This window comes from Thioalkalivibrio sp. ALJ1 (assembly GCF_000745395.1).
Lineage (GTDB): Bacteria > Pseudomonadota > Gammaproteobacteria > Ectothiorhodospirales > Ectothiorhodospiraceae > Thioalkalivibrio.
This window is the reverse complement of record NZ_KN050684.1, coordinates 756,137-771,017: the sequence shown is the minus strand read 5'-3', so window position 1 is coordinate 771,017 and position 14,881 is coordinate 756,137. Positions and strand designations below refer to the sequence as shown.

Sequence of the window (14,881 nt, the reverse complement as noted above, 5' to 3'; positions counted from 1 at the left end):
GCGTTATGCCCATGACTATGCATGTGGATGTGGTCAGCGCGGAGGAGTCGATCTACTCCGGCAAGGCCCTGATGATCGCCGCACCTGCCGAAGGTGGCGAGGTCGGCGTGTATGCCGGGCATACCCAGATGCTCGCCCGGCTGAATCCCGGCGAGCTGCGCATCCTGGAAAAGGAAGGCGAAGATCCGCAACCGGTGTTCGTGTCCGGCGGCATCCTCGAGGTGCAGCCTTACCATGTGACCGTTCTGGCCGACACCGCGGTCCGAGCCAAGGACCTCGACGAGGCCGAGGCGCTGGAAGCCAAGAAGCGTGCGGAAGAGGCCCTGGCCAACTCCAAGGCCGATTTCGACTATGCCCAGGCTCAGGCCGAGCTGGTCGAAGCGGCGGCCAGATTGCAGATGATCCAGAAGCTGCGCCGAAAATAACTCGGCAAATTGCGAAGGATGACCTACCTTAAGGGCCAACCATGTCGGTTGGCCCTTTATCATTGCAACCATGCCTGAAACGAGCCCACTTCATATCGCGGTACTTGCGGCGGGAAAGGGAACGCGCATGCGTTCACACCAGCCAAAGGTCCTCCAATCCCTTGCGGGGCGACCCTTGCTCGCGCATGTGCTACAACGCGTGTCCGCGCTTGAGGTCGCGGCCTGCCATGTGGTCGTTAGCCACGAGCAAGAGCGGGTTCGGGCGATGTTCAGCGAATCCACGCTGGCGATTGACTGGGTCGACCAGGGGGAGCCCCGAGGCACCGGACATGCGGTGTTTCGCGCCCTCGAAACCATTCCGGAAGCCGCGCGAGTTCTGGTCACCTACGGGGATGTGCCGCGCATCCCGGTCTCCGACCTTCGGGCTTGTGCCGCCGGCGACGGGGTCACCGTACTGGCCGCTCGCGTGGCCGACCCCGCGGGGTACGGACGCCTGATCCTGGATTCCGCCGGACATCTCGAGCGGATTGTCGAGGATAAGGAGGCCACGCCGGATGAAAAGACGGTTGATCTCATCAATACGGGCGTTCTCGCCGCTCCTGCGGGCGAACTGCGCCGCTGGCTGAAGGCCTGCGAGCCGGCCGCCGGGGGAGCCCGCGAGTGGTACCTGACCGACGTGGTTGCGGGGGCGCGAATGGACGGCCACGCGGTGACGGTCGTCGAGAGTACCGATGCCTCTGCCGTTCTCGGCGTCAACGATCGCCAGCAACTCGCTGTCCAGGAACGCCTCTATCAGTCCGAGTTGGCCGCGCAGATGATGCGCGAGGGACTCGCATTGGCGGACCCCGCTCGCCTGGATGTTCGAGGCGATCTCAGTTTCGGAGTCGATTGCGAGATCGACGTGAATGTCGTGATCGAAGGCACGGTCACGCTCGCGGATGATGTCTACATTGGCCCCGGCTGCGTCCTGCGGGACTGCGAAGTGGGCCCCGGAACGCAGCTTGGCGCCTATTGTGTCCTCGAGGGTGTGCGGATTGACGCAGATGCGCGCGTCGGACCGTTCGCCCGTTTGCGACCGGGGACGCAGCTCGCTCGCGGTGCCCGCGTGGGCAACTTCGTGGAGATCAAGAACGCCACACTGGGGCCCGGGGCCAAGGCGAACCATTTGACCTATGTCGGCGACGCCGAGGTTGGCGCGGGCGCCAATCTGGGAGCTGGCACGATCACCTGCAATTACGACGGCGCGAACAAGCATCGAACCGAGATTGGTGCCCGCGCCTTTATCGGTTCGAATACCGCGTTGGTGGCGCCCATCCGAATCGGCGACGATGCAACCGTTGGTGCAGGGTCCACCCTGTCGGACGATGTCGAGCCGGGCGCCCTGGCGCTCACGCGTGCGCGGCCCCGGACCATCCGCGATTGGCCGCGGCCGAAAAAGCGTGGCAACAAAGAGGAAACCTAAGCAATGTGCGGACTGGTTGCAGGCATTGGCGAACGGAACCTGGTCCCGGTCCTGGTCGAGGGATTGCACCGCCTCGAATACCGCGGCTATGACTCGGCCGGGGTCGCCGTAATCAACGACCAGGCGGTGGCGGATATCCGCGCGATTGGCAAGGTCGCCGCCCTGGAACAGCGCATTGATGCCGCGGGTACCCAGGGTCCGGTGGGTATCGCCCATACCCGATGGGCAACGCACGGCGCCCCGACCGAGGAAAACGCCCACCCCCATCGGTCACGCGACGGCCGCGTGGCAATCGTGCACAACGGGATTATCGAGAACCATGCCGATCTGCGCGCCCGCCTGGATGCCGCAGGGTGGCCCTGCATCTCAGCTACCGACAGCGAGGTCATCGCCCACTGGCTGGAACAGGCCCTTGAGGCGGGTGCCTCGCCGTGTGAGGCCATGCGCAGCACCTGCGCCGAGCTTCACGGGGCCTATGCGATTGCGGCGGTCTTCGCCGACTTCCCGGATGAAGTGATCGTGGCCCGCTCCGGGAGCCCGGTCCTGATCGGCCTGGGCATTGGCGAGACCTTCGCCGCCTCGGACGTCCAGGCCCTGCTGCCGGTTACCCAGCGTTTCATCGACCTCGAAGACGGCGATATTGCGCGGCTTACCCGAGCTGGTGTGGAGATCAAAGGCGCCAATGGCGTCCCCGTAGAGCGCGGAATCCGCGAAAGCCGCTGCCAGGTCAGCATCGCGGATCGTGGCGAGTACCGGCATTTCATGCTCAAGGAGATCTACGAGCAACCCCACGCCCTGGAAGAGACCCTGTCGGGGCGTCTGGGCGAGTCCGCCGTCCTCGAGAACATCCTTGGACCCGGTAGCGACAAGCGCCTGGCCGACGTCACCGCCGTTCAGATCGTCGCCTGCGGTACGAGTTATCACGCCGGTATGGTCGCGGCCTACTGGGTCGAAGAACATCTCGGCCTCCCGGCTCGGGTCGAGGTCGCGAGCGAGTATCGTTACCGCCGCCATGTCCTCGCACCGGGGACCCTGCTGGTTGTCATCTCGCAGTCCGGAGAGACGGCCGACACCCTCGCCGTATTGCGCCAGTCCCAGGACGAGCCGTTCCTGGCCCGACTGGCGATCTGCAACGTGCCCGAGAGCACGATGGCGCGTGCGGCCGATCTTGTATTGATGACCCATGCCGGCCCCGAGATTGGCGTCGCCTCCACCAAGGCGTTCACCACCCAGCTCGCGGCCCTGTCCATCCTGGTGCTTCTGCTGGGCCAGGTTGCAAAGGCCGCGCGTATGCCGGCGGCCGAGTGCGCAGAAGCGGTCGCCGCCTTGCGAAGTCTGCCGGAACAGGTGGCCCGGATTCTCGCCCTCGATACGCCCATCGCACGCATCGCCGAGGACCTCCTCGAACGCCAGCACGCCTTGTTCCTGGGGCGTGGCGCCCATTACCCGATTGCGCTGGAAGGCGCGTTGAAGCTGAAGGAGATCTCCTACATCCACGCGGAGGCCTATCCCTCCGGTGAGCTGAAGCACGGACCCCTGGCACTGGTGGATACCGAGATGCCGGTGGTCGCCGTGGCACCGGACGATGCCCAGTTGGAGAAGCTATCGAGCAACCTTCAGGAGGTTCGGGCCCGCGGCGGCCAGCTGATCGTGATCGGTGAGTCCAGTGCGGCGCGTGCGCTCGCGCCGGAAGATACCTGGATCGGCCTGCCCCAGACCGACACCGTCAGCCCCTGGCTGGCCCCGATCCTGTTTACCATCCCGTTGCAGCTGCTGGCCTATCACACGGCGGTGCTGAAGGGGACGGATGTTGACCAGCCGCGCAACCTGGCCAAGTCGGTGACCGTCGAGTAGCCCGCCGTAGCCGCCAACCGGTTCAATCCATCAGGAAACGCTTGTATTCGCGCCCCGGGTCCGCTAGATTCGGGCGCGCTTGAATAACCTGTCACAGGAGTACCTTATGGATCAGCAAGAGCTCAACAACCGCTGCGTTTCCCTGTTTCAGTCCCCGCGTATCCAGACCAAGTTGTGGAATCCGCGGATGTTCTGGGAAGTGGGCCGCAAGCTCAACACCAACCCGGACGAGCTGACCCAGCCGAAGGTCGATCTGTGCGAGCTGGAAGTGATGCTCTCCGCAGCCGCCTACGAGCCGTCGCAGTGCGCCGACAATCTGAACCACCGTGAGGCCGGCCGAGCCGACTTCATCCGTCGTGCGGTGCAGTCCGGCCAGCGCCCGTTCCTGCGCCGCGCGGCCTGATCCGCAGCACGCAGCGAACCCCGGGACCCGGCCTCGTGCCGGGTCTTTTTGTTTTGGGGTATTCCGACACCCGCTTGTTCACCACAGAGGCCACAGAGGATCCGGAGAATGGCGGGTCAAGGGCCTTTCACAGGAAGACGGGAAGCGGATGAAGGTTTTGAATGGAATGCCGTGGGACCGCCAGGTGATGGATCATCCCGGCCCTACCCCGCATCTCTCTCGCACCCACAGAGCCCTTATCCGGGGAACCCTTCTAGGGGTTTCCTCCGTGTTCTCCGTATTCCCTGTGGTAAAGCCGCCCTTCGCCGTCCTTCGTTTCTTCGTGTCCTTCGTGGTGCAATCCGCCCTTGACCTTCCGCGTGCACTCGGCAGGGCGCTACGGCCCCCGGGCCTCAAGCCAGAAGGTGACGGGCCCGTCGTTGGTCAGGCTCACCTGCATGTCGGCACCGAAGCGACCGCTGGCGACGGGGTGATGCCGCTCAGCGGCGCGCTCCACCAGTCGCTCGAACAGCGCGGCCCCGTGCTCGGGACTCGCCGAGCCGGAGAAGCTCGGGCGCATGCCCTTGCGAGTATCCGCCGCCAGCGTGAATTGGGGAACCAGCAGCAGCCCGCCCCCGGTCTCGCCCAGGCACCGGTTCATTCGGCCGGTCTCGTCCGTAAACACACGGTATCCCAGTAGCCGGTCCAGCATGCGCTCCACGCTGGCCTCACGATCGCTCGGCTCCACGGCGACCAGCGCCAGCAGCCCCTCGCCGATCGCGCCAACCTCCTCTCCCTCGATGGCGACCCGCCCCTCACGGACCCGTTGAATCAGTGCGATCACGCGTGTGCCCTGCCGGTACCGGGTTCCACCATGCCGGCCAGATCCGCGGCGAGCTGGTCGGTTGCCGCCACCAGCCGCCGGACGATGCCGGGCTCGGCCGCCGAATGCCCGGCATCCGCCACGATCTCCAGCCGGGCCTGCGGCCAGGCACGGTGCAGGGCCACCGCCTGATTCACCGGGCAAACCACGTCATAGCGCCCGTGCACCAGAACGCCCGGAATGTCCCGCAGGCGTCCGGCATCGCGCAGGAGCTGATCGGGCTCGAGGAAGGTGTCGTTCATGAAGTAGTGGCACTCGAGCCGGGCCAGGCTGACCGCGACGTCCGGCTCCTCGAAATGCGCGATCACGTTCTCGTTCGGAATCAGGCAGGAGGTGCGGCCCTCCCATCCAGACCAGGCCCGGGCCGCCGCCTCGCGCACGGCGCGGTCGTCGCCCGTCAGCCGGCGGTAATAGGCCGCGACCATGTCACTGCGTTCCGCTTCGGGGATCTGCGACTCGTAGTCGGCCCAGGCCTCCGGGAACAGGCGATCGGCCCCTGTCTGGTAGAACCACTGGATGTCCTGGGGCCGACACAGGAAGATTCCCCTTAACACCAGCCCCAGCACGCGTGCGGGGTGGGTCTGAGCATAGGCGAGTCCTAGCGTGGAGCCCCAGGAGCCGCCGAACACCACCCAGCGTTCGACCCCCAGGTGCTCGCGCAGGCGCTCGATGTCGGCGACGACATGCCAGGTGGTGTTCGCCTCCAGGCTGGCGTGCGGCGTCGAACGTCCGCAGCCGCGCTGATCGAACAATACAATGCGGTAGCGCTCCGGGTCGTAAAACCGGCGGTGCCAGCCTTCGCACCCGGAGCCCGGGCCACCGTGCAGGAACACCACCGGCATGCCGTCCGGGTTCCCGCATTCCTCGAAATAGAGTTCGTGGCCGTCGCCGACCTTCAGGCGGCCCATGCCGTAGGGTTCGATCTCGGGGTACAGCGCGTCCATCGCGGCTCTCCGGGCAAAACCCCGAGTGTCGCCAAAATCCCCGAGCGGGGAAACCCTTGATGCGGGTCTATTCCGGATCCTCAATGATGCGCCCGCGGTATACGCGACGCTTCGGTGAATGGGCGTGTGACGCGGATGACCCGCCTTCCTTGTTGGGTCGTTCCACTTCGGGCCGCTTCAGGTACCCGCTCCCCTCCAGCTGGCTGCGCAGCGTCAGGGCAGCTGCCTGGACCATATTCGATTGCGAACGTCCGGCGTAATCCAGGATCGCCTCCATGAAGTCCGGGTCGCTCACCGACAGCCTGGCCACTGCGGGAAACTCGGCGCGCAGATTGCGCCGTAGTTCGGCGGCCAGACTCAGGCTCTTGCGGTCGTGCATGACTCCTCCCGGAGGGCTTTCCCATCTGACTGCTTGCAAGCCGAGTGCCAACGGTCGTGCTGCCTGTGGCGGCGTCGTGGAGGTCAAGCGTGGGCATGCGTGGGGCGTCTTGCCCATCCCGGGTGCGTCCATGGCGCGAACCGCACCGCGTCGGTGCGCGCCTCACCCTAAGCAGGCACGCTTGCGCACAACGCCCCTATTCGTGGCGGTCGCCCTTGCGCAGTGGCCGTCTGCGCCCTATGTTGCGGGGCCATGGAGACACCATCCGTTCCCACCTCGATCCGCCGTCTGGCCGGGCGCGCCATCGCCGATTTCGACATGATTCGGGACGGTGACCGCATCCTGGTTGGTCTGTCCGGCGGCAAGGATTCGCTGACGTTGTTGTGGCTGTTGCACAACCTGTCGCGGCGGGCCCCGGTACGCTTCGAGGTCGGTGCGGTGACGATCAACCCGGAGATTGAGGGTTTCGAGCCGCAACGTCTGATGGATTACCTCGGCGGCTACGGCATCCCATATCACTTCGTGTCCGAGCCGATCGCGGAGCTGGCGGATGCGCACATGGACAATGACTCGTTCTGTTCCTTCTGCTCGCGGATGAAGCGCGGCCTGATGTATCGTACCGCGCGTGAGCAGGGCTACAACGTGCTCGCCCTCGGTCAGCACCTCGACGATCTTGCCGAGAGCTTTATGATGAGCGCCTTCCACGGCGGCCAGCTGCGGACCATGAAGGCCCACTACGCGATCGATGCGGGTGATCTGCGGGTGATCCGCCCGCTGGTCTACGTGCGCGAGCGCCAGACCCGCGACTTCGCCGACGCTGCCGGGCTCCCGATCATTCTCGACAACTGCCCGGCCTGCTTTGCCATGCCCACCCAGCGCGAGCATATGAAGCAGCTCCTGGCGCAGGAGGAGGCCAGTCACCCGCGGTTGTTCCGCAACCTGCGCACCACGCTCAAGCCGCTGATGACCGAGGGCGGCATCCCGCCGCGCACGCCAGCCCAGGCCGACACCGACCACCCCGAAGCCCCAGCCCATGGCCCAACGTCGGCATCTGCGTGACCGCCTGATCGGCGGTGCGCTGCGTCTGCTGGCGCGACTGCCCCTGCGGATCAACCATGCGCTGGGCGGCGCGGTGGGGACGCTGGTGTGGTATTTCCCAACTCGCGCGGCCCGGATCACGCGCATCAACCTGGCGCTGTGTTTCCCGGAGAAGGACCCGGCCTGGCACCGGCGTGTCGGGCGCCGTTCCCTGATGGCCATGGGTCAGGCCCTGACCGAGTCTCCCTGGTTGTGGCAGTCACGTCCCGAGACCCTGCAGCATCTCGCGATTGAACCGCCGCAATACGCACGCCTGCGGGCGCGCCCGGCGGGCCAGGCACTGTTCCTCTGTGCCCCGCATCTGGGTTCCTGGGAGTTCGCGGGCCTGCAGGCCGCCCAGCATGGGGCAATGGCCACGCTCTACAGCCCATTCAAGACGCCGGAGATCGACCGCTGGGTCCGTGAGGCCCGGGCCTCCACCGGGGCCGAACTGGCCCCGGCCGATCGCAGTGGCCTGCGTATCCTGCAGCAGGCCCGCGATCGCGGCGAGATCATCGGCATCCTCCCGGACCAGAGCCCCAAGGGCGCCTCGGGCCAGCACGCGCCGTTCTTTGGCCGCCCCGCCCTGACCATGACCCTGTTGCCGCGGCTACTGCGCGGGCGGACGGATCATGTGGTGTTCCTGTTTGCCGAGCGCCTGCCCAAGGGGCGGGGTTTCCGCTATCACGAGATCGAGGCCGGGCCCGAGGTGGGCGATCGCGACTTCGCCCGAGCGGCCGCTGCCATCAATGCCCATGTGGAGACGCTGGTCCGCCGCTGCCCCGAGCAGTACAACTGGGCCTACAAGCGCTTCCACCCCGCCCCGGAGGGCTGGCTGGACCCCTATCGCAAGGCTTGAGCGCCCCTACGGGCGCGCCTCGGCGCTGGATGGCAGGGTCATCACGCTGGCGGCTCAGAGGATGTAGCGCGACAGGTCCTCGTCCTCGACCAGGTCGCCCAGGCGCTCGTCGACGAAGGCCCGGTCCACGATCACGGCACCGTCGACATCAGGGGCGCGATACGCGACGTCCTGCAGCAGGCGCTCCAGAACCGTGTGCAGGCGGCGTGCGCCGATATTCTCGGTGCGCGAGTTCACGTCGAACGCGATCTCGGCCAGGCGCCGCACGCCATCCTCCTCGAAGCGCAGCTCCACCGCCTCGGTCTTCATCAGTTCGGTGTACTGCTCGGTCAGCGAGGCCGTGGGCTCGGTCAGGATGCGTACGAACGCATCCACCGACAGCGAGTCCAGTTCGACGCGGATCGGCAACCGGCCCTGCAGCTCCGGTACCAGGTCGGATGGCTTGGACAGGTGGAAGGCACCCGAGGCGATGAACAGGATGTGATCGGTGCGCACCATCCCGAGCTTGGTCGAGACCGTGGTGCCCTCGATCAGCGGCAGCAGGTCGCGCTGCACGCCCTCGCGGGAGACCTCACCTCCGCTGGTCTTTTCGCTGCCCTTGGCCACCTTGTCGATCTCGTCGAGAAACACGATACCGCTTTGTTCCACCCGCTCGATCGCCTGCAGCTTCAGCTCTTCCTCGTTGATCAGGCGTGCCGCTTCTTCCTCGATCAGCAACTTGCGCGCCTCGGCAATCTTGAGCCGCCGCGAGCGGGTCTTCTGGCCCCCAAGGTTCTGGAACATCGACTGCAGCTGGCTGGCCATTTCTTCCATGCCCGGCGGCGTCATGATCTCCACCCCCTGCGGATTCTGCGAGACCTCGATGTCGATCTCGCGATCGTCCATGTCACCCTCGCGCAGGCGCTTGCGCAGCTTCTGGCGGGTCTCGCTGTTGGAATCCTCCGGCTCCGATTCGGTGAAGCCGGCGTTGCGCGGTCGCGGCAACAGGGCATCGAGGATGCGTTCCTCGGCAGCATCCTCGGCCTTCACGCGATTTTCCTTGATTGCTTCATCGCGCAGCTGCTTGACCGCGGCCTCCGCAAGATCGCGGATGATCGACTCAACATCGCGCCCGACATAGCCCACTTCGGTGAACTTGGTCGCCTCGATCTTGATGAAGGGTGCGCGCGCCAATTTCGCCAGGCGACGGGCGATCTCGGTCTTGCCGACGCCGGTCGGGCCGATCATCAGGATGTTCTTGGGCGTGACCTCCGGCTGCAGCTCCGGTGGCAGCTGGCGGCGGCGCCAGCGGTTGCGCAGGGCAACCGCCACGGAGCGCTTGGCCTCGTCCTGGCCAATGATGTAGCGGTCCAGTTCCTGGACGATCTCGCGGGGGGTCATGTCGGTCATGGCTATCGGGCCTTGGTCGAATCGCTTGGAGAGGGCAGCAGGCGCTGGCGCGTTATTCCGCGTCCAGGCTCTCCAGGGTGATGTTGTGGTTGGTGTACACGCAGATGTCGGCCGCGATGTTCAGCGACTTCTCGACGATCTCGCGGGCCGAAAGATCGGTGTTCTGCAGCAGCGCCTGGGCGGAGGCCTGGGCGTAGGGACCACCGGAGCCAATCGCGATCAGGGCATTTTCGGGCTCGATTACGTCGCCATTGCCGGAGATCACAAAGGAATTCTCGCGATCCGAGACCGCCAGCAACGCCTCCAGCTTGCGCAGGGCGCGGTCGGTGCGCCAGTCCTTGGCCAGTTCCACGGCGGCGCGGGTGATGTTGCCGGAGTGTTTCTCCAGCATGCCCTCGAAACGCTCAAACAGGGTGAAGGCATCCGCGGTGCCGCCGGCGAAGCCGGCCAGGATGCGGTCGTGGTAGACGCGGCGCACCTTGCGCGCGTTGCCCTTCATCACGGTGTTGCCCAGCGATACCTGGCCGTCGCCGCCAAGCGTGACGGCGCCGTCCTTACGGACGCAAACGATGGTGGTGCCGCGAAACTGTTCCACGGGCGGTCTCCTTTTGCTGCAGTCGGGGGCGATCCTGGGACGGTTCAGGCCCCAGGGCCCCGGGTGCGGCGTGCATTCGGCCGGCTTACCCGAGGCCGTGAGGGTGCGGTGTCCCAAGGCTTCGCGCAATGAATCGTTGGCGAGGGTGTGGCTTCTCCCGAGGTTTTTGACGATCCTGCGGCCGTGTTCAGTCAGTGTCGGCCGGGCGGCTCCGCCGGGCCCGCGGGTGGGCCGCATCATACACCTGCGCCAGGTGCTGATAGTCGAGATGGGTATAGATCTGGGTCGTTTCAAGGTTGGCGTGGCCAAGAAGTTCCTGGATCGCCCGCAGATCGCCGCTGGACTCCAGCAGGTGGCTGGCAAAAGCGTGGCGCAGCCGGTGCGGGTGCAGGTGTACGTCGAGACCGGCGCGCCGCCCGGCCTCGGCCACCCGGCGCTGGACTGCGCGGTTGCCAATACGCTGGCCTCGACGGCTGACGAATACGGCGCGCTCGTCCGCCGCCGCCCACTTGCCCCGGCGCTTCAGCCAGGCGCGCAGCGCGTCGCGGGCCACCCGTCCGACCGGGACGCTGCGTTCGCGCCGGCCCTTGCCGAGCACCCGCACCAGCCCCGCATCCAGATCGAGATCGATCAGGTCCAGCCCGGTCAATTCCGACAGCCGCAGGCCGGAGGAATACAGAAGCTCCAGCATGGCGTGGTCGCGGGCGGCCAGCGTCGGGTCCAGGCCCTCGGGTGGGGCCAGCGCTTGCTGGGTTTGGTCGACATCGAGATCACGCGGCAAGGCGCGCCCGGCGCGCGGGCCGCGCATGCCGGCGGCCGGGTTGGCCGGCATGCGCCGCTGTTCTACCTGGTAGGCGAAGAAGCCGCGCACGGCGGACAGAAAGCGCTGAATGGAGCGCGGGTGGCGGCCCTGACGGGCAAGCTGCCCCGCGATGCGGCGCATGTCGGCCGCCTTGAGCGCATCCCAGGGGCCGTTGTGCAGCGCGCGCAGTTGCGTCAGGTCGCGTCGGTAGGCCTGGACGGTGTGTGGCGAATGGCCGCGAATATCGCGTAAATGCGCCAGAAACGCCGCGATATCCGCATCCAGCGAGTCGGCGGCCTTGTCAGGCTGCAGCGTGGGTCCGCTCGACATGACAGCGGATCGATTCGGCCAGCAGGTCGCCGATATGGGTGACGAAGTAGGTGCCCATGTCGGGCTGGAAGCGATCCGCGGATTCGCTGGCCAGACCGAGCACGCCGATGCGGTTGGTATCGTCACCCAGCGGCATCAGGATCCCAGAGCCGATCTCTTCGGTGTCGTCGAACAGCACATCCAGCATCTCGGCCGGCACTCGCCCGCACTGGGCCTTGCCGCGGCTGAACAATGAATCGAAGGTCGCCAGCTCGCTGGACTCCAGCGCGTGCAGGTCCGCGGCCTCGCGATGGGCCAGGCGGATGCTGACGCGCTCCGCGCCCAGCTCGTTGCGCAGGGCGTCCTGGGTCAGGGCCAGCACGGCGTCCAGATTTTCGGCCCGCATCAGGGTCTTGGCCAGCTCGTGCAGGTGTTGGCCCATGCGTTCGTTGTCGCGGGCGCGTTCGACCAATTCGCCCATGTGCTGCTCCATCGCGCGGTGCTTCTCGCGCAGCAGGGCCACCTGGCGCTCCAGCAGGGACACCGCGCCACCGGTCGGGTGTGGCAGGCGCAGGATGTCCAGCAGAGGCAGGTGCTCCTGGAAGAAGTCGGGGTGGTCGCGCAGATAGGCCTCGACATCGGCCGCGCGGATCGTGTCCTTGACGCTGTTTTTCGGGTTGCGGGTCTTTGTTGCAGAGGCGTTTGAGGATTGCCCAGTCATAGATCGATCCAGCCGTTGAATACCGTGGTGGCCGGGCCGGTCAGCCAAACCGGTGCCTCGGCCTGTCCGTTCCAGCTTAGCACAAGGCTCCCGCCCGGCAGGGCCACCTCGACTTCGTCGTCGACCAGTCCGCGGCGACGCAATACGGCCATCGCGGCGGCTGCGCCACTGCCGCAGGCCAGCGTCTCGCCCACTCCGCGTTCGAACACGCGCAGGTCAACATGGCTGCGGTCGCGCAGCGCGGCAAAACCGACGTTCACCCGCCGAGGGAAGTTGTCGTGACGTTCAATGATCGGGCCGATCTCGGCGACCGGGGCGTGGCCCACGTCGTCCACCAGGATCACCGCATGCGGGTTGCCCATGGACACCGCGCCCAGGGTGATCGAGTGGCCCTGTATGTCCAGGGTGTAGGCGTCGGCCTCCTGCTCGGCGACCAGCGGGATTCGTTCGGGCGTGAACACGGGCTGCCCCATGTCCACCCGGACCTGCTCGTTGTCCTCGATGTGCAGCACGATGCGGCCGCCCAGGGTCTCCACCGGGATCTCGCGGGCCTCGGTCAGGCCGTGCTCGCGCACGAAGCGGGCAAAACAGCGGGCACCGTTGCCGCACTGTTCCACCTCGGAGCCGTCGGCATTGAAGATGCGGTAGCGAAAAAGTGCCTGCGCGGGATCGCCCGGTGGCTCGACCAGCAGGATCTGGTCGCAGCCGACGCCGAAGTGACGGTCCGCCAGCAGGCGCAGGCGGGGTTCGTCCAGGGCGACGTTCTGGCGCATGCCGTCGATGACCACGAAGTCGTTGCCCAGGCCGTGCATCTTGGTGAATTCCAGGCGCATCAGCGGGCCTCCGGTAAGCGACCGTAGATGATCATGTGCCGGTCCGAGGTAGTCCGTACCTCGAATCCGCCAAGCCCGGCGGCGGCCAGTTGTTCGCGTACCTCTCCCGGGGTGAAGGCGGCGTGCAGGGAGTTCTCGAAGTCATGGCGCAGCACCTCCGGGTCATTGGCCGCGTACTGCGCGACCAGGGCCTGGACCGTGTCGGTCGAGTCTGGCCGTCGCAGGTCCATCACGAAGACCAGCGCGCCGGGGGCGCCGTCGCGGCGGACGGCCTGCCACAGGGCGGAAGGATCATGCAGGTGGTGCAGCAGGGAGTTGCTGATAAGCGTCGCATAGGGCGCGCGCGGGCCCCGGGCCTCGGGCAGGCAGCCTTCCGCGAGGTGCACCCGATCTACCGCCGGATGGCCCTGCATCAGGGTTTCGCCGACAGCCAGCATGGCCGGGGCACCGTCCAGCCCGTCCACCTCGCAGGTCGGGTAGCGCGCGGCAAAGCGCAGCGAGACATCCCCTGGCCCGCAGCCCAGATCCAGCACAGGGCCGGACACGGACCCCGGGAAGACCTCGGCAAAGGCATCCACAAAGCCCTCGTGCGGGGCGGCGAAGTCGGCCTCGGCATAGGCGCGGGCCTGTTCCGGCGCCAGCATCAGCTCGGGTTCCGGGCGTCGCGGGATCACGGGTCCACGCCCCCCGGCGGATTCTCGTCGTCGGGGTCATGCGGCAGCATGCTCTCGCGCATCATCAGGTGATCCACCTGCTCGCGGCGGTTGATGATCTGGAAGTGGTCGCCGTCGACCATGACCTCCGGCGGGCGCGGGCGCGAGTTGTAGTTGCCGGCCATTACATAGCCATAGGCCCCGGCCGAGCGCACCGCGAGAAGGTCGCCCGCGGCCAGCGCCAGTTCGCGCTCGCGACCCAGGAAGTCGCCGGTCTCGCAGACCGGGCCGACGATGTCGTAGGTGCGCGCTGGCGTGTCATGGTGCTGTACGACCGGGACGATCTCTTGCCAGGCGCCGTACAGCGCCGGGCGCAGCAGGTCGTTCATCGCGCCGTCGACGATCGCGAAGTCGTGGGCCTCGGTATGCTTGAGGTACTCGACTCGGGTCAGGAACACGCCGGCGTTCGCCGCGATCGCGCGGCCCGGCTCCAGCAGCACCTTCATCTTGCGCTCGCCCATGACCTCGCGCAGTGCGCTGGCCCACGCATCCGGCTCCGGTGGCGTCTCGTCGCGGTAGCGTACGCCCAGCCCGCCGCCGACATCGATGTGCTCCAGTTCGATGCCGTCGGCGGCCAGTTGGTCGATCAGGGTCAGCACACGCTTCAATGCGTCGGTAAACGGATCGATGCGGGTCAGCTGCGAACCAATGTGAAAATCGACTCCGGTTGCCTCGAGATGCTGGCTGTCGCGCACCCGGGCATACAGCGAGGGCGCCTCCTCGATGGCGACGCCGAACTTGTTTTCGCGCAACCCGGTGGCGATATACGGATGGGTCTCGGCGTCCACATCCGGATTTACGCGGATGGACACCGGGGCTTGCACGCCCATTTCCGCCGCGACGGCCTCGAGGCGTTCCAGCTCGGGGGCCGATTCGACGTTGAAACAGTGGATGCCGACCCGAAGCGCCCGGCGCATCTCGGCTGCAGTCTTCCCGACGCCGGAGAACACCACCCGCGCCGGATCGCCGCCGGCACGCAGCACGCGTTCCAGCTCACCGCCGGAGACAATGTCGAAGCCCGCGCCCAGACGCGCGAGCACGTTCAGCACCCCCAGCGCGGAGTTCGCCTTGACCGCGAAGCACACCTGATGCGGTATACCGATCAGCGCCTCGCTGAACGCGCGATAGTGACGCTCCAGAGTGGCGCGGGAATATACGTAGGCGGGAGTGCCGACCAGCTCCGCAAGGCCGTCCAGGGCCACGCCCTCACAGAACAGCGTGCCGCCGTGGTAGTCGAAATAGTCCATCAGTGGT

The 14,881-nt window shown here is 66.7% G+C and carries 16 protein-coding genes; 6 read left to right on the top strand and 10 right to left on the bottom strand.

Features of this window, described 5'->3' with window-relative positions; all coding sequences use genetic code 11:
• The first annotated feature begins 5 nt into the window (after window positions 1–5).
• The 4 genes from F462_RS05935 to F462_RS05920 all read left to right on the top strand — a co-directional run bounded on the left by F462_RS05935 (window position 6) and on the right by F462_RS05920 (window position 4,144).
• A complete protein-coding gene (locus tag F462_RS05935; protein ID WP_018141102.1) occupies window positions 6–425 on the top strand; it encodes a F0F1 ATP synthase subunit epsilon in 420 nt (139 codons plus the stop codon).
• A gap of 127 nt (window positions 426–552) precedes the next feature.
• A complete protein-coding gene (gene glmU / locus F462_RS05930) occupies window positions 553–1,887 on the top strand; it encodes a bifunctional UDP-N-acetylglucosamine diphosphorylase/glucosamine-1-phosphate N-acetyltransferase GlmU (protein WP_038052366.1) in 1,335 nt (444 codons plus the stop codon).
• A 3-nt stretch (window positions 1,888–1,890) separates the two neighbouring features.
• Window positions 1,891–3,741 (top strand): glutamine--fructose-6-phosphate transaminase (isomerizing), encoded by a 1,851-nt coding sequence (gene glmS / locus F462_RS05925; RefSeq protein WP_038052363.1) that lies wholly within the window; start codon window positions 1,891–1,893, stop codon window positions 3,739–3,741.
• 106 nt (window positions 3,742–3,847) lie between these two features.
• Complete coding sequence (locus F462_RS05920) at window positions 3,848–4,144, top strand: hypothetical protein (RefSeq protein WP_038052360.1); 297 nt, start codon at window positions 3,848–3,850, stop codon at window positions 4,142–4,144.
• A gap of 376 nt (window positions 4,145–4,520) precedes the next feature.
• Here F462_RS05920 and dtd read toward each other — a convergent pair whose 3' ends face one another.
• From dtd to F462_RS05905, 3 genes are all read right to left on the bottom strand, one after another.
• A complete protein-coding gene (dtd, locus tag F462_RS05915) occupies window positions 4,521–4,967 on the bottom strand; it encodes a D-aminoacyl-tRNA deacylase (protein ID WP_038052358.1) in 447 nt (148 codons plus the stop codon).
• Complete coding sequence (gene pip, locus F462_RS05910; protein ID WP_038052356.1) at window positions 4,964–5,950, bottom strand: prolyl aminopeptidase; 987 nt, start codon at window positions 5,948–5,950, stop codon at window positions 4,964–4,966. The genes dtd and pip overlap by 4 nt, the downstream gene beginning before the upstream one ends.
• Window positions 5,951–6,017: 67 nt before the next feature.
• Window positions 6,018–6,329 (bottom strand): hypothetical protein, encoded by a 312-nt coding sequence (locus tag F462_RS05905; protein ID WP_018141096.1) that lies wholly within the window; start codon window positions 6,327–6,329, stop codon window positions 6,018–6,020.
• Between the two features lie 252 nt (window positions 6,330–6,581).
• Between F462_RS05905 and F462_RS05900 the strand changes: the two genes are divergently transcribed.
• Window positions 6,582–7,388, top strand: a complete 807-nt coding sequence (locus F462_RS05900) for a PP-loop family protein (RefSeq protein WP_038052354.1) — start codon at window positions 6,582–6,584, stop codon at window positions 7,386–7,388.
• Window positions 7,363–8,265, top strand: a complete 903-nt coding sequence (locus F462_RS05895; RefSeq protein WP_038052352.1) for a lysophospholipid acyltransferase family protein — start codon at window positions 7,363–7,365, stop codon at window positions 8,263–8,265. Before F462_RS05900 ends, F462_RS05895 begins: the two co-directional genes overlap by 26 nt.
• A gap of 54 nt (window positions 8,266–8,319) precedes the next feature.
• On the opposite strand, the gene hslU is transcribed toward F462_RS05895, so the two are convergent.
• The 7 genes from hslU to lysA form a co-directional block, all read right to left on the bottom strand.
• The gene (gene hslU / locus F462_RS05890; protein WP_018141093.1) at window positions 8,320–9,654 is read right to left on the bottom strand and encodes an ATP-dependent protease ATPase subunit HslU; all 1,335 of its coding nucleotides are present in this window, start codon (window positions 9,652–9,654) and stop codon (window positions 8,320–8,322) included.
• 52 nt (window positions 9,655–9,706) lie between these two features.
• Window positions 9,707–10,249 carry an ATP-dependent protease subunit HslV gene (hslV, locus tag F462_RS05885; RefSeq protein WP_018141092.1) on the bottom strand — a complete coding sequence of 181 codons (543 nt, stop codon included), beginning with the start codon at window positions 10,247–10,249 and terminating at the stop codon, window positions 9,707–9,709.
• A gap of 187 nt (window positions 10,250–10,436) precedes the next feature.
• The gene (xerC, locus tag F462_RS05880) at window positions 10,437–11,381 is read right to left on the bottom strand and encodes a tyrosine recombinase XerC (RefSeq protein WP_038052350.1); all 945 of its coding nucleotides are present in this window, start codon (window positions 11,379–11,381) and stop codon (window positions 10,437–10,439) included.
• Window positions 11,353–12,081: a DUF484 family protein gene (locus tag F462_RS05875; RefSeq protein ID WP_038052348.1), complete on the bottom strand. Its 729-nt coding sequence runs from the start codon at window positions 12,079–12,081 to the stop codon at window positions 11,353–11,355. The genes xerC and F462_RS05875 overlap by 29 nt, the downstream gene beginning before the upstream one ends.
• Complete coding sequence (gene dapF, locus F462_RS05870) at window positions 12,078–12,914, bottom strand: diaminopimelate epimerase (RefSeq protein ID WP_038052346.1); 837 nt, start codon at window positions 12,912–12,914, stop codon at window positions 12,078–12,080. Before dapF ends, F462_RS05875 begins: the two co-directional genes overlap by 4 nt.
• The gene (locus F462_RS05865) at window positions 12,914–13,588 is read right to left on the bottom strand and encodes a class I SAM-dependent methyltransferase (RefSeq protein ID WP_038052344.1); all 675 of its coding nucleotides are present in this window, start codon (window positions 13,586–13,588) and stop codon (window positions 12,914–12,916) included. The genes dapF and F462_RS05865 overlap by 1 nt, the downstream gene beginning before the upstream one ends.
• Window positions 13,585–14,874, bottom strand: a complete 1,290-nt coding sequence (gene lysA, locus F462_RS05860) for a diaminopimelate decarboxylase (protein WP_038052342.1) — start codon at window positions 14,872–14,874, stop codon at window positions 13,585–13,587. Before lysA ends, F462_RS05865 begins: the two co-directional genes overlap by 4 nt.
• Window positions 14,875–14,881 lie beyond the last annotated feature (7 nt).

Bases quoted from the DNA above. Each gene is read 5' to 3' on its own strand.
- glmS (WP_038052363.1), top strand. From the start codon at position 1,891: ATGTGCGGACTGGTTGCAGGCATTGGCGAACGGAACCTGGTCCCGGTC.
- F462_RS05935 (WP_018141102.1), top strand. From the start codon at position 6: ATGCCCATGACTATGCATGTGGATGTGGTCAGCGCGGAGGAGTCGATC.
- lysA (WP_038052342.1), bottom strand. From the start codon at position 14,874: ATGGACTATTTCGACTACCACGGCGGCACGCTGTTCTGTGAGGGCGTG.
- glmU (WP_038052366.1), top strand. From the start codon at position 553: ATGCGTTCACACCAGCCAAAGGTCCTCCAATCCCTTGCGGGGCGACCC.
- F462_RS05895 (WP_038052352.1), top strand. From the start codon at position 7,363: ATGGCCCAACGTCGGCATCTGCGTGACCGCCTGATCGGCGGTGCGCTG.
- F462_RS05920 (WP_038052360.1), top strand. From the start codon at position 3,848: ATGGATCAGCAAGAGCTCAACAACCGCTGCGTTTCCCTGTTTCAGTCC.
- F462_RS05900 (WP_038052354.1), top strand. From the start codon at position 6,582: ATGGAGACACCATCCGTTCCCACCTCGATCCGCCGTCTGGCCGGGCGC.
- hslU (WP_018141093.1), bottom strand. From the start codon at position 9,654: ATGACCGACATGACCCCCCGCGAGATCGTCCAGGAACTGGACCGCTAC.
- dapF (WP_038052346.1), bottom strand. From the start codon at position 12,914: ATGCGCCTGGAATTCACCAAGATGCACGGCCTGGGCAACGACTTCGTG.
- F462_RS05875 (WP_038052348.1), bottom strand. From the start codon at position 12,081: ATGACTGGGCAATCCTCAAACGCCTCTGCAACAAAGACCCGCAACCCG.
- xerC (WP_038052350.1), bottom strand. From the start codon at position 11,381: ATGTCGAGCGGACCCACGCTGCAGCCTGACAAGGCCGCCGACTCGCTG.
- F462_RS05905 (WP_018141096.1), bottom strand. From the start codon at position 6,329: ATGCACGACCGCAAGAGCCTGAGTCTGGCCGCCGAACTACGGCGCAAT.
- pip (WP_038052356.1), bottom strand. From the start codon at position 5,950: ATGGACGCGCTGTACCCCGAGATCGAACCCTACGGCATGGGCCGCCTG.